This is a genomic window from Streptomyces sp. NPDC031265, from assembly GCF_055570295.1.
On sequence record NZ_JBVIHM010000020.1, the window covers coordinates 151,528 to 165,013 of the forward strand.

Sequence of the window (13,486 nt, forward strand, 5' to 3'; positions counted from 1 at the left end):
ATTACCCCCCCCGTTGCGAGGGTGGGGTAGTGGTGCGGGATACGGCAGGTCCCGTCCACCCCCCCCACCCCCCCCCCCCCCCCCCCCCGCCCCCCCCCCCCCCCCCCCCCCGCGGCCGGTGCGCACCTGCCACCGGCGCCCGCGCCGCCGCCCGGGACCGGTCCCGGGCTGCTGGCCGACTTCCGCTGGGGCGTTCCCGACCTGGGCGCCTTCCCCCTCGACGACTGGCTGTGGGCGCTCCGGGAAGCCGGGCGTGCCATGCCGACGGCGGCGCTCGACTACGGGGACCCGCGCGGCAGTTCCGCCCTGCGCGAGGTGCTGGCCGGATACGCGCGCCGGGTGCGGGCGGCGGCGGCCGACCCGGAGCGCATGGTCGTCTGCTCGGGCTACGCGCAGGGCCTGGTCCTCGCGCTGCGGGCCCTCGCCCGCGCGGGTGTGCGCACCGTGGCGTACGAGGACCCCGGCTCACCCGCCACGGTGTCCGCGGCGGCGGCCTCGGCCGGGCTTTCAGCGGTCCCGGTGCCGGTCGACGCGCACGGCGTCGACGTGCGGGCACTGGCCGCGACGGACGCCCGCGCGGTCGTGCTGACCCCCGCCCACCAGTGGCCGACCGGGGTGGTGCTCTCCCCCGGGCGGCGGCGCGAGCTCATCGAATGGGCGGTGCGGCGGGACGCGTACGTCGTCGAGGACGACTACGACGCGGAGTTCCGCTACGACCGCGAGCCGGTGGGGGCGGTGCAGGGGCTCGCCGCGGACCGCGTGGTCTCCATCGGCACGGTCAGCAAGTCCCTGGCGCCCGCGCTGCGCATCGGCTGGCTGCTCTGCCCGCCCGCGCTCGCCGAGGACGTCGTCGAGCACAAGCGACTGAGCGACCGCGGCTGCCCCACCCTGGACCAGCTCGCCCTGGCGCGGCTGATCGAGTCCGGCCGCTTCGACCGGCATCTGCGCCGGATGCGCACCACGTACGCGGCGCGCCGCACCGCCCTGCTCGAAGCGCTCGCCGAGCATGCGCCCGGCGTCGAGGTGAGCGGCCTCGCGGCGGGCTTCCACGCCGTCGCGCACCTCGACGGTGCGGCCGACGAGGGCGCCGTGATCGCCGCAGCACGGGCGCGGTCCGTCGGCCTGTACGGCATGAGCCCGTGCCGCTCGACGGGCGCGACGGCTCCGCCCCGGCTGGTGCTGGGGTTCGGCAACGTGGGCGAGCGGGCGATCCGCGCGGGGGTGGCGGCGGTGGGGAGCCTGCTGGTGGGGCGGTGAGGCGTGCGGGAGGGCCCGCTCCTCGCCGGCTTTGGGCGCGGTGACGTGCCCGGGCCGCCGCGTCCGCGCCCCCGCCTCGGACGTACGGAAACTTTCTTCGGCTCATCGGCAACCCCGGCCTCCGCCGCACGTCGTCAGGGGTGAAGGGCGTCGTCCGGCGCCGTTCAGCCGACCTGGAGACGTCCTACGTGAACACCACGAAGCACCACCGCCGCGCCTTCGCCCGAGGGGCCGCCGCCACCGGACTGCTGGCCGCGCTCGCCGTCCCCGCTGTGGCCGGGACCGCCAACGCCGACGGCGGGGCGCAGCCCGCCGACAGAGAAGCCGGCAGAGAAGGGGCGGACGGGCGGGCCGTCGGTTCCGGCTCCGGGCACCGCCGAGTCGGGCAACGGCACGCGGAGCAGGGCACCGGAGGAACCGCCCGGCCGCCCCTCGGCCCAACAGTCCCGTACACCTTCGGCACCGGCGGTCCGCTGACGGCACTCGCCCGGAACTACTTCCCGTTTCCCTCTGGGCGCAGGGCCGTCAGGGTCAGGTCGACGGCCTGCTCGGCCCACTCCGGGTGGTCGCCGCGGCCCGCCAGGTAGTCGGCGTAGAACGGCCCGATGAGCGCCGAGACGGCCGCCTCCAGATCCGCGTCCGGGCGGATGCCGCCCTCCTCGCGCGCCCGTTCCAGAACCTCCCGGAGCAGGGCGCGGCGGGGCAGGACCGAGCGGGCGCGCAGCAGGGCGAGGAGTTCCGGGGTGTGGTCCTCCTCCGCGAGGCAGGTGCCTATCAGCGCCATCCCGTTCACCTGCGCGATGGTGGCGGCGAAGTCCCGCAGGATGGCGACGAGGTCGGTGCGGACGTCACCGGAGGGGGGCGGGGCGTCGGCCGTCCGTACGGCGGCGAGCGCCGCGGTGAGCAGGCCGGCCTTGGTCTTCCACCGCAGATGGATGGTGGACTTGCTGACGCCCGCCGCGGCGGCGACCTGGTCCAGGGTCATCCGTACGTAACCCTGGCGCGCCAGCAGGTCGACGGCGGCCCGCAGGATCGCGTCGTTCTTCTCCGCGGACCGGGGCCGTCCGGCGCCCCTGGTCGTCTTGTCGTCGTGCATGGTCGCCTCGTGGGGACGCCGACCCGAGATCAGGCGCCCTGGATGTGGAAGTTGAAGTCGGTGTGGCCCAGCACCGCCATGAGCCGCAGCCAGACCGGCAACATCATTTCAGCCCCGCGCGCCGTGGTGATGTCGCCCAGGTCGATGATGCTCGGCTGGGGCCAGCCGAAGGAGATCAGCAGGGCGGCGACGGCCTTCTTGGCGTCCTCGTCGTCCCCGGAGAGGAACACGTTGTGCTCGCCGGAGACCCGGGACGGCTCGACCATGACGCCGGTGGTCATCGTGTTGAGCGTCTTCACGACGCGTGCCCCGGGGAAGGCCCGCTGGATCCGCTCGCCGAGGCTGTCGGTGTTCACCGGGTCGAGCGAGGGCGGCATGCCCTGCGAGAAGTCCAGCGGGTTGGCGATGTCGATGAGCACCTTGCCGTCGAGGTTCTCCGCGCCGACGGCGCCGAGCGCGTCGAGACTGGCCAGGCCCGCCGTGGTGTTGAGCACGGTGTCGCCGAACGCCCCGGCGTCCGCGAACGCTTCGAGGCGCGCTCTCGGATGCTCCTGCTGCCATACGGAGAACGGCGGGTTGCCCATGCCGTCCGGCCCGGTGCGGGCGAGCGTGGTCTTGGGGTCACGGGTGCCGATGGCCACTTCGTGGCCGAGGGAGGCGAGCTTGGCGGCGATGGTCCGGCCGACGACGCCGGTGCCGAGGACTGCGTAGCGCATGGGGCTCGATCCTTTCGGGGAACGGTGGCCGACAAAGGACGGCCGCCCGGTACGCGATAAAAGTAACCGGGTCGTTCGCTATTACAAGGACATTTCGCAGTCACCAGGCCCCAGACACGCAAGTGCCGGCTGGTCCACCGCCCCCCGTGCTTCCGGTGCGGACCAGCCGGCACTCCCCCGTTGTTGCGCACCTCCACCGTGGCAGCCCCCGGGCCGCGGAGGTGACGTGTTTCGGGCTGGTCCGAAACACGGCGGACGGCAATGCTCGGGCACGTGACGCTGCGCATACACTTCACCGCCGACGACCTCGCCCGTACACGGATGGCGGAGGGCCCGCGCCCGTTGCTCGAACTGGACGTGGCCCTGCGGGTGTTGCGGGAGTCCACGCACCGGGTGCGCTTCGACGCGTGGCGGCGGGAGTCGTTCGCCCGGCTGACGCCACGGACCCGGCTCGCCTTCGAGGCGGTGCCCGTCAAGGGCTGGTCGCTGGAGTTCCTCCTGCCGGTGGATCCGGGCAGCGCGCAGGAGTTGTGGGAGCGGGTGCGCGCCACCCCGGCGCGGCAGGTGCGCGAACAGGTCGAGCAGTGGGCGGGCCTGGTCCACCGGATTCCCCCGTGGACGGGCCGCCTCGCCGAGGATCCCCTTTTCGTGCGGGAGCTGGTCGACGTCTTCGAGGACACCTACGAGCAGCTCGTCGCGCCGTACTGGCCCCGGATCGAGCAACTCGCGGACGCCGACCGGGCGATGCGGATGCGCCATCTCGCCGAGGGTGGGATGGAGCGGCTCCTGCAGGGGCTCAACCCGCGCCGGGTGCGCTGGAATCCGCCGGTGCTCGAACTGACCATGGCCTCCGGCCACGAGGGCGACCTGCGTCTCGAAGGGCGGGGCCTGCTGCTCATCCCGACGCTCTTCGGTTCGGCGTATCCGCTCTTCGACGACACCGGGCCGCAGCCCTGGATCAGCTTCCCCATCGGCCACGACCGGACGCCGTGGTTCCCGCTGCCCGCGACCGTCACCGCGAGCGCCCTGACCGCCGCGCCGCGCTCCCTCGCGGCACTTCTCGGCCGTACCCGCGCCACCGTGCTCTGCGCGATCGCGGAGCACCCCGGCCTGACCACCAGTCAGCTCGCTTCCCGCGCGGGCATCTCACCGGCGAGCGCGAGCGAACACACCACGGTGCTGCGGTCGGCGGGCCTGGTCAGCACGGCCCGGGACCGCAACGCCGTCCTGCACACCCCCACCGCGGCCGGGATCGGCCTGCTCAACGCGTCGACCGCCGACACCGCCGGGCCGGAGCCCGCGATCCTGCGCGCCTGACGAGTCGTTGTGGCCCAGGTCACGCCCGGAGAAAGTGTTATGGCTGCGGCGCCCCCCGCTCTCCCATGTGCCGGACACCCCGGCAGCACCGGACAGAGAGCGGAGCCCCATGCAGCACCACGACGACCACCCCCACGTCCGGCCCGCGGCGAGCGAGGGCCGGGCCGGGCGCCGACGTGCGCACCGGCAGCGGTCCCGGCAGGCCGTCGGCACCGCGGTGGCGGGGACCGTGGCGGTCGCCGCCGTCGCCGGAGCGCTTCTGTGGCCGCACTCCGACGACCACGCGGATGCCGTACGGACCCAGGCGGCCCCGCCCGCCGGGCACCTCCTCGACGCGGGCGCCACCACGGCCGCCGCCACCCCGTCCACATCCCCCTCGCCGATACGCTCCGGCGCCCCCACGAAGACCGCCTCCCCCAAGCCGAGGCCGACCCGGAGCGCCCCCACGTCCGGCCCCACCCACGCCGGCACGGGCACGGGCACCACGACGACGACCGGCCGCACGGGCGGCGGCCCGGCACCCCGCAAGACCACACCGCCGCGTTCGGACAACAACGCGCCGACCGGCACCGCCGCCGCGTACGTCCAGCAGGTCGTGGATCTCGCCAACGCCGAGCGCGCCAAGGCGGGTTGCTCGCCCTTCAAGGCGGACCGCCGGCTCAACACCTCCGCCCAGGCGCACGCCGACGACATGGCCGCCCGCAACTACTACGAGCACAACAGCCCGGAGGGGCGGAACGCGGGCGACCGTATGAGCGCCGCCGGATACGACTGGCACAAGTGGGGCGAGAACATCCACCGGGGCCCGAAGAGCCCGGCCGACGCGATGCGCGACTGGATGAACAGCCCGGGCCACCGCGCCAACCTCCTGGACTGCGGCTTCAAGGACATCGGCGTGGGCGTGAACCTGAGCGGCAACGGCCCGTGGTGGGTGCAGAACTTCGGCAGCTGACCCGCGCCCGGCACCGGTGCGGGCTCAGGACGGCCAACCAGTCTCAGGGGACTTGACCGGCCTCAGGACGTCGAACCCGCGAAGTCCTGCACCCACACCGTGCCGCCGGGGCCGGGCACGGCGGCCACGCCCGTGTCGCGGTATCCGCAGTCGAGCATGTTCTGCTGGTGGATCGCGCCGTCCGTCCAGTCGTCGACGATCGCGGCGGGATCCGCCGTCCCCCGGTCCAGGTTCTCCGCCCAGGCCCCGACGGGGTACCCGGCGGCCCGCATCCGGGCGTCGGCGTGCTGCCCCTCGGGGCTCGCGTGGTCGTAGTAGTTTCGGGCCACCATGTCCCGGGCGTGCCGGACCGCCGCCGTGGTCAGCCGGGGGTCCATGCGCAGCGGTGCGCAACCGGCCGCGCCACGGCGGCTGTTGACCAGCCGCAGCAGCCGCTGCTCGGGGGTGGCTGCGACCGGCGTGGGCCGGGCGGGCTTCGGGGTCGCCCTGGGCGACGGGCTCGTCCTCGTCGGCTGCGGTACGGGGGTGGCGGAGGGCGACGGCGGGGTGGCGCTCGCGGTGGCGTGCGGCACCGCGGGCGGGGCGGGACTGGCCTCCGGGCGCGGATCGGGCCACAGCAGGACCGCCAGTATCCCGAGGACGACGGCGACGGCGAGGGCGCCCCCGACCGCGTACGCGCGCGGCTTGGCCGGGGTGACCGGCCCCGGCCCGGCGCTCCCCGGCACCGGCGCCGTGGAGGCGACCGGGGCGAGGCGGGCGCCCGGGACGAAGTGGGCGGCTCCGTACAACGGCACCAGCAGGGCGAGACCGGCGAGCAGACCCTCGGCGGGCACCAGGCCCGAGCCCCGCCCCGAGCAGGCGCGGCAGTCGCGGGTGTGGCGGGCGATCCGCTTGCGCCACACCGGAGCGGGGCGGCCGTCCCACCCGGCGACGGTCCGGGCCAGCTCGTCGCAGAGCGGCCGGGCGGCGAGCGCCCGGACCACGATCCGGCCCACCTCCAGCTGGGCCTTCATGCGCTGGACGCGCACGGCGGTGTGCTGCGGGGTGAGGGCCATCGCCTCGGCGAGTTCGGCGCGGGTCAGCTCGCCCGCCGCCTCCTGCCACCACAGGGCGAGCAGTTCGCGGTCGCTCTCGTCGAGCCAGCGGGTCGCCTCGGCCACTTCACGGCGCTGCCCGGACAGGCCGAGGCGCAGGATGGTGAGGTCCACGAAGTCCGGTTCCGGGTCGGCCGCCTCGGCCAGCTGTTCGGGGCCGGCCGGGGTCGTGTACTGCTGGGCCCGCCAGCGGTGGCGTATCTGGTTCATCGCGATGGCGATCAGCCAGGACCGGAAGCGGGACGGCTCGCGCAGCCCGTCGAGCCCCTCCAGGGCGTGGAACATGGTCTCCTGCACGACGTCGTCGACGTCGGCGTGCCCGTCCATGGCCCGGCCGACGACGTTGTAGACGAGCGGGAGGTAGTCGGAGACCAGTCGCTCCTGGGCCTGTGCGTCGCCGGTCCGCGCGGCGCCCACCAGCTCCGGCATGGACGTGCTGTCCCTGTGCATCTGCTCCCTCACCCGCTGGCGTCGTTCGTGCGCTCCCGTCGTTCGGAGACCCCTGGCGGACACGGGGATAACAGGAACTGGGCCCTCATTTTGTACGACGCCCGGCGCGGCCCGGAACGCGCACGTCCGAATGCGCCTCGCGGCCGTGCTTCGGGACCTCTCACGTTGTGGTGCGGGGCAGAAAGCGGGACGCTGGAGATGCATGCGGCCGGGAGTGACCGGTGCGCGAAAAGCGAGCACCCACCCGGTCGGGAAGGGGTGAGCTTCGTGCGCACACTGATGAAGGTTGAAATGGACACGGACAAGGCCAACGACGCCATCAGGAACGGCACGCTTCAGAAGACCGTGGAATCCGCCCTGGAGGCGCTCCACCCCGAAGCCGCCTACTTCACCGCCCAGAACGGCGTTCGTACGGCGTTCATCGTGTTCGACATGTCGGACTCGTCGCACATGCCGAAGATCTCCGAACCGTTCTTCCTGGAACTCGGCGCCAAGGTTTCCTACACGCCGGTCATGAACGGGGACGACCTCCGCAAGGGCCTGGCTGCCCTGGGGCACTGACCCGTCAGGTGTCCGACAGGATTCAGGACGCCGGACCCGCCGGTGGAGCACCGCTGACCGCGGCACGGTAGAGGGCCCGGGTGGCGGCGCCGAAGTAGGCGCTGTAGGAGACCTGGGGGGTGTTGCCGCCGGTGTGGTAGCCGCCGATGACCCCGATCACCGCCCAGCCTTCCGGCCACGGCACCAGCATCGGGCCGCCGCTGGTCCCGCCCACGAAGGCGTCGCAGGCGATGCGCGGGAAGGTGCCCGGGTCGGCCGGGTCGTCGCTGGCCCACCTGGTGGTCCGGCTCCAGCACTCCAGCGGCTTCTGCGCGTTGCCCGGATAACCGATCATCCGCACCGGAAGGTGGTAGTAGCCCGTGTCGGTGAGCAGGTGTACGCCGCCCACCGCGTCCTGGAGGCGGGCGCCGTCCTGGTTGGGTCCGGTGACCGCGAAACCGAAGTCGTACGCGGCCCCGGCGTGCTCGCCCAGGTCGTAGTACTCCTGCGGGACGTAGACGCCGTCGGCCGCCACGGGGAAGACGCCGAACGGCTTGAGCCCGTCGTGGTACTGGGGCACGAAGGCGAGATGGCGCCGGGGCGAAGGGCCGGAGTAGCCCTTCAGACAGTGTCCCGCGCTCAGCACCAGGTCGTGGCCGGGGCTGCGCACCACCGAGCCGCTGCAGGTGCGCCCGGTGCCATTGGCGTCGGTCCAGAAGAAGGTGCCCGCCTGCGGGATGCCGTCGAAGCTCCTGCTGGGCGGGATGTACTCGCCGGGCCGGGGCCCGTCCTCCGTGGGCGACGCCGCCCGCGCCGACGGCCCTGCCACGGCACCCTTGGCCGTGTCGCCCGGGAGCGCGGCCGCCATCCGGGCGGGGCTCCAGTAGGCGTCGAGTGCGACGGCGGCCGGGTTCGTCCCGGCCGGGCCGCTCTCGGCAGCGGCGGCGGCCGGGGCGAAGCCCGCGCCGAACAGCAGGGCGGCCGCGAACGCGGCGGTGTGCCGGATGATCCTGGTCCTACGCACCATCAGTTCCCCTTTGGCCGGACACAAGTGACGACCCACCATAGGCGTGGTGCGTTGCGGGCAGAAGTGCCCCGAGTGGCCTCGGACCCGTGCCCGGGTTACGGGGCGGGGGCGGGCTCGACCGCCGGTTCCAGCAGCCCGGCGCGCAGGGCTGCCACCAACTCCTCGTCGGCGCCGAGCCGTTCGGCCGCGTAACCGCGCACCGACCCGTGCCGCGCACTCAGATCGGCGAGGAACAGCCGCATGATGTCGGCGGGGGCGCGGCCGTAGCCCGGCCAGGTGATCTCGCGGCCGGGGTTGGCGGCCCGCCAGTCGGCTGTCAGGCGGTCCGTGGCGAGCTCGGTGAGGGTGAAGTCCTCGACGATGACGTCCTCGGGTACGCCGAGCAGGGCCAGCACGAGCGCGGCCAGCAGACCGGTGCGGTCCTTGCCTGAGGCGCAGTGGAAGACGAGCGGCCCGCCGTCGGGCGCGGCTATCGTCCGCAGCGCCTCGCGCAGCTCCTCGACCCCGTCGTGGGCGACTTCGAGGAAGCGGTCGGCGAGGAACCGTCCGGTCTCCACGTCCGCGCCGAGGCTCGCCTGGTCGTACGGGCGGTGCTCGATGCTGAGGTTGTGGTACGCCAGCGAGGCGTGCTCGGGGACGCGGCCCTTGCCCTCGATCTCCCACGGGTAGCGCAGGTCGATGACGGTACGGACGCCCAGGCTCAGAAACCGCTCCCAGTCCTCGCCCTGGAGCTTGCCCAGCGAGTCGGAGCGGTAAAGCCGCCCCCAACGCACCGTCAGGCCGTCCTCGGTGCGATAGCCGCCCAGGTCACGGAAGTTGTGCAGCCGCTGGAACTCGATGTGTCTGTTCACAAGATCGCACCCTACGTCCGGCGCGGCGGCGCGACCGTGGTGTGGATCACTCCGCGCACCGCTCGGAATCCACTGGTGGGGTGCCGCACCGGGTTGAGATCCTCTCGCCATGGCCGACTGGGCAACCTTCGCCGTCGTTCCCGAGGACGGCGACCACGAGCGGTACGAGCTGTACGAGTCCCGTTTCGGGGCGGTCGGGCTCGATCTCGACCTCCTGGCCGGCCCCGAGGTCGTGCTGCCGTTCCTGCGCGCCCACGACCGGGCGCGCCACGGCTGGCGCGACGACACCCACTGCGAGGGGGCGGTCCTGGTCGACCCGCACCGCCGGGTGCTGCTCGCCTTCGCCTCGGACGGGCCGACCACCTGTATGCGCCACCGGGCCGCGGCCCTCGACCTGCTGCGCCATGCCTGGCCCGGCTGGCAGCTGCGCTGGACCTACGACGGTCCGGCGGAACTGCGCGCCTACCTGGGCCTGGACCCGGGCGCGGTGCGCGATCCGCGGGGCGAGGTGTACGCGGGCGCCGCGCTCGCGCCGGGAGACGAGGAGCTGGCCGAGGACGATCCGCTCGCCACGGTCGTCACTGTGGGCGCCGGCCGCTGCCATCTCGTCGCCGCCACCGCGGACCACCCGGTCGCCGAGGGGCCGGCCCTCCTCGAACGCCTCGACTCGGCGCCGGATCACGGCCGTTGCGAGCTCGCCGTGTTCTCCGGGCTGCATGTCGATCCGGCGCGCCGCCGGGTGGGCTGGTGGCTGCTCGGCGCGCAGGCCGGGGCGTACGAGATGGCGTCCCGCTGGCCAGGCTGGACGGTTGAGTTCTGGCAGGACCGGTGGCAGGAGCAGACACGCGCGGCGGGCGACCGCTTCGCCCCGCCCCCGGTCGACCGCCTCCAAGCCCTCGTGGACGTACGGGACGAGGCCCGCGAGCACTGGGCGGGCCGACGGGGTGCGGCGCCGCGCGGCGTCACGCGGCCCGTCGCGCCCGACACGTCCGGCCCCCTCCTCGGCACCGGCTTCCTGCCCGACGTTCCGGCCGACCTCACCCCGGCGGCCCTGCTCTCGGTCGACTTGGCGTGGCGCGGGGCCGTACGGGCGGCGAAGGGGACGGCCTGAGCGGGGTCTGCAAGGGCTGCGCGCGGCCGGTCACCTCTCCCCGATACCGGCCTTCAGGTCACCGAGCGCGAGCAGCAGCGCGCCGAGCACGAACGCGAGTGACACCAGCAGCCCGCGGTCGTACGCCGTGGCCCAGTCGGCGTGCGTCAGCTGGGCGAAGAAGACCGCCCCGACGGCGGCGATGCCCACGGCGGAGCCGACGCGCTGGCCGGTCTGGAGGGTGCCGCCCGCGCTGCCCGCCGAGCGGACCGGGACCTGAGAGAGCGTCAGCGTCTGGTTGGGGGCGATGACCAGGCCGCTGCCGAGCCCGGCGAGCAGCAGCGGGGCCGTCATCGCCCACGCCGCCGACCTGCCCGGGGCCAGATGGACGGCGAGCGCCGTGGCGCCGAGGCCGCCGGCGACCATGACCAGGCCCACCGCGACCAGCCGGCGCCCGAAGCGGGCGACCAGCCGGCCGCCGATGGTCGCGGCGACACCCGAGCCCACCGCGAACGGTGTCATGGCGAGGCCCGCGAGCAGCGCGCTCAGGTGCAGCCCGGCCTGCAGGTAGAGCGCGGTGATGAAGAAGATCGAGGTGAAGCCGCCGAAGTAGAGCAGGATCAGGGCGCAGCCCAGCCAGTAACTGCGCTCGCGGAACAGGGCGAGGTCGAGGACCGGGGACGCACCCCGCGCGCTCTGGCGCCGTTCCCACCGCACGAACGCCGCGAGCAGCGCGCCGGAGACGACCAGGAGCAGCCACTTCTCGGGGCCGTGCCACTGCTGCGCCTGGACGAACGGCAGGAGCAGCGCCAGGATCCCGGCGCCGAGCAGCAGCACACCGACCGGGTCCAGACCGCGCAGCGGGATGCGGCGGGCGGACGGGGTGTCGGGGAGCAGCCGCCGGGCCAGCGCCAGACAGGCGATGCCGATCGGCACGTTGACGTAGAACACCCAGCGCCAGCCCTCGTGCGGGCCCGCCGCGTGGATGAGCAGCCCGCCGAGAAGCGGGCCCACGGCCGTGGAGATGCCGATGACACTGCCGAGCATCCCGAAGGCACGGCCGCGTTCGGGGCCGGAGAACATCTGCTGGATCAGGGCCGAGATCTGCGGTGAGATCAGCCCTCCGGCCAGGCCCTGGACGGCGCGGGCCGCCACCAGCCACAGGCTGGACTGCGCCGCGCCGCAGGCCGCGGAGGCGAGGACGAACAGGGCGAGCCCGGTCATGAACACCGCGCGCCGGCCCCGGGCGTCGCCGATCCGCCCGGCCGGGACCAGGAACAGGCCGAAGGCGAGCGCGTATCCGGAGAGCACCCACTGCAGATCGGCCTCCGGGGCGTCCAGCGCCACCCGGATCGACGGCAGGGCCACATTGACGATCGACACGTCGAGCAGTGTCATGAACCCTGCCACCAGACACACCGCGAGCGCCCGCCAGCGGACGCGGTCGGGCAGGGGCTCGGCGGCGGCCGTACCGGCGCCGCCCGGCCTCCGGTCGAGACCGCCCTCGGATTGCGGAGCCACCAGCGGCCTTCTTTCTCACGCTCTCTCACGCGGTCTCTCCCGCGCTTCGCCATGCGGACGGTACGCATCCGAATGATTACCCAGCACCCGGACCGCCCGCGCCCTCCCGCGCCGCCTCGGTCGACCTTGTTACGACCCGTAGCCATTGCGAACCGCACTCGCGAGAGGATCATGGGAGAAGGGGACCGCCGCAAGGGCACCGCCTCCGGCCACCGCGCCGCACAGGAACACGGGTGCACGCAGGAGGACCCATGACCGCCGAGGTGAAGAGTCCCCGGGCCCGCTACCGGGAGCAGACCCGCGCCGAGATCAAGGCGGCGGCGCTGGAACAGCTCGCCGAGGGAGGCGCCCAGGCCGTGGCGCTGACCCGGATCGCCAAGGACATGGGGCTCTCCGGGCCCGCGCTCTACCGCTACTTCGCCAGCCGTGACGAGCTGCTCGGCGATCTGATGCGGGACGCGTACGACGATCTGGCGCACGCGATCGCGCACGCCGGGGGCACCGGCGCGACCGACGCCCGTACCGCGCTGCACGCCCTCGCCGACGCCTACCTCGACTGGGCCACCGCGCAGCCGCACCGCTATCTGCTGATCCAGGGAACCCCGGTGCCGGGGTATGCCGCGCCGCCGGACACTCTGGAGCGCGCGCGGGCCGCCCTCGGCCCCTTCCTCGCGGTCTTCGCCGCCGGGGATCCCGCCGAGGCGTTCCGCCCGACGGTCGAGGAGATGGCCGGGTGGGTGCGCGAGGACGACTCGCTGGCCGCGTGGGTCGGGGAGCACACCGGGCGCCCCGCGTACGACGTCCGGGCCGGAACGGCGCTGGCGGGCGCGGTGCTCGCCTGGTCGCAGCTGCACGGCACGGTGAGCCTCGCGGTGTCGGGCCAGTACGGCGGGATCGGCCACCGCGCCCGGACCCTGCTCATGGCTCAAGCCGACGCGCTGGCGGACGCGTTCCGGCTCCCGTGAACCTCGTCTGAAGGGCGAGCCGCCGGTGCCGGACATACCGCGCCCGCCCACCCGCCCCGGACCGGCGGTCCAACCGCCGCGTCCCAGCTCAGAGTTGTTGCTTGTTCGACTAATCAATGAAAAGACTCATTGCGGTCTCGGTCACCCTCAACTCCTTGACGCCCCATTCGCCTCCCAGTTGACTTCCAGCCACCTCGGCCGCGAGGACGCGGCCATGTCAGGGAGGTCTCTCGATGAACACCCGTATGCGTCGTGCCGCTGTGTCCGTGACCGCCACCGCGATGGCCGTCTCTCTCGCCGCCTGTGGAAGCGCCAAGGATTCCGGGGGCCCCGCCAAGGTCTCGGGGGCGAAGAAAGGCGGAGCCCTCAAGATCGGCCTGCTGCTCCCGGAGAACCAGACCGCGCGTTACGAGAAGTTCGACAAGCCGCTCATCGAGAAGATGGTCAGGGACCTCACGGCGGGCAAGGGGCAGGTGATCTACGCGAACGCCAAGCAGGACGCGACGGTCCAGGCCCAGCAGGTCGACACGATGATCACCAACAAGGTCGACGCGCTGATCGTGGACGCGGTGGACTCGAAGGCGATCGCGGGCGCGATCAAGAAGGCCAA

13 protein-coding genes are annotated in these 13,486 nt (G+C 73.6%); 7 read left to right on the forward strand and 6 right to left on the reverse strand.

Annotation, left to right across the window (positions count from 1 at the left end):
• The first annotated feature begins 201 nt into the window (after window positions 1-201).
• Entirely contained in the window at window positions 202-1,257 is a 1,056-nt protein-coding gene (locus ACZ499_RS27260) for an aminotransferase-like domain-containing protein (protein WP_468678801.1), read from the forward strand.
• 493 nt (window positions 1,258-1,750) lie between these two features.
• On the opposite strand, the gene ACZ499_RS27265 is transcribed toward ACZ499_RS27260, so the two are convergent.
• Both ACZ499_RS27265 and ACZ499_RS27270 read right to left on the reverse strand, forming a co-directional pair.
• On the reverse strand, window positions 1,751-2,353 hold the full coding sequence (locus ACZ499_RS27265; RefSeq protein WP_468402379.1) for a TetR/AcrR family transcriptional regulator: 603 nt from the start codon (window positions 2,351-2,353) through the stop codon (window positions 1,751-1,753).
• A gap of 29 nt (window positions 2,354-2,382) precedes the next feature.
• Complete coding sequence (locus ACZ499_RS27270; protein ID WP_468678773.1) at window positions 2,383-3,069, reverse strand: NADPH-dependent F420 reductase; 687 nt, start codon at window positions 3,067-3,069, stop codon at window positions 2,383-2,385.
• Window positions 3,070-3,342: 273 nt separating this feature from the next.
• Between ACZ499_RS27270 and ACZ499_RS27275 the strand changes: the two genes are divergently transcribed.
• Window positions 3,343-4,386, forward strand: coding sequence for an ArsR/SmtB family transcription factor (locus ACZ499_RS27275; protein WP_468678774.1), 1,044 nt, complete (start codon window positions 3,343-3,345; stop codon window positions 4,384-4,386).
• A 109-nt stretch (window positions 4,387-4,495) separates the two neighbouring features.
• Complete coding sequence (locus tag ACZ499_RS27280; protein WP_468678776.1) at window positions 4,496-5,338, forward strand: CAP domain-containing protein; 843 nt, start codon at window positions 4,496-4,498, stop codon at window positions 5,336-5,338.
• Window positions 5,339-5,400: 62 nt separating this feature from the next.
• Here the strand turns inward: ACZ499_RS27280 and ACZ499_RS27285 are convergent, their stop codons facing one another.
• A complete protein-coding gene (locus ACZ499_RS27285) occupies window positions 5,401-6,882 on the reverse strand; it encodes a sigma-70 family RNA polymerase sigma factor (RefSeq protein WP_468678778.1) in 1,482 nt (493 codons plus the stop codon).
• Between the two features lie 291 nt (window positions 6,883-7,173).
• Between ACZ499_RS27285 and ACZ499_RS27290 the strand changes: the two genes are divergently transcribed.
• Window positions 7,174-7,443, forward strand: a complete 270-nt coding sequence (locus ACZ499_RS27290) for a hypothetical protein (RefSeq protein ID WP_468678780.1) — start codon at window positions 7,174-7,176, stop codon at window positions 7,441-7,443.
• Between the two features lie 22 nt (window positions 7,444-7,465).
• On the opposite strand, the gene ACZ499_RS27295 is transcribed toward ACZ499_RS27290, so the two are convergent.
• Entirely contained in the window at window positions 7,466-8,449 is a 984-nt protein-coding gene (locus tag ACZ499_RS27295; protein ID WP_468678782.1) for a trypsin-like serine peptidase, read from the reverse strand.
• Between the two features lie 95 nt (window positions 8,450-8,544).
• Window positions 8,545-9,300: a tyrosine-protein phosphatase gene (locus ACZ499_RS27300; protein ID WP_468402391.1), complete on the reverse strand. Its 756-nt coding sequence runs from the start codon at window positions 9,298-9,300 to the stop codon at window positions 8,545-8,547.
• A 109-nt stretch (window positions 9,301-9,409) separates the two neighbouring features.
• On the opposite strand from ACZ499_RS27300, the gene ACZ499_RS27305 reads away from it, so the two are divergent.
• The gene (locus ACZ499_RS27305; RefSeq protein ID WP_468678784.1) at window positions 9,410-10,411 is read left to right on the forward strand and encodes a hypothetical protein; all 1,002 of its coding nucleotides are present in this window, start codon (window positions 9,410-9,412) and stop codon (window positions 10,409-10,411) included.
• Window positions 10,412-10,441: 30 nt separating this feature from the next.
• Here ACZ499_RS27305 and ACZ499_RS27310 read toward each other — a convergent pair whose 3' ends face one another.
• A complete protein-coding gene (locus ACZ499_RS27310; RefSeq protein ID WP_468678786.1) occupies window positions 10,442-11,911 on the reverse strand; it encodes an MFS transporter in 1,470 nt (489 codons plus the stop codon).
• A gap of 251 nt (window positions 11,912-12,162) precedes the next feature.
• Here ACZ499_RS27310 and ACZ499_RS27315 point away from each other — a divergent pair, with 251 nt between their 5' ends.
• Window positions 12,163-12,876, forward strand: a complete 714-nt coding sequence (locus ACZ499_RS27315) for a TetR/AcrR family transcriptional regulator (RefSeq protein ID WP_385543753.1) — start codon at window positions 12,163-12,165, stop codon at window positions 12,874-12,876.
• Window positions 12,877-13,109: 233 nt separating this feature from the next.
• Window positions 13,110-13,486 (forward strand): substrate-binding domain-containing protein (locus ACZ499_RS27320; RefSeq protein WP_468678788.1); only part of this gene is annotated, 377 nt, incomplete at its 3' end.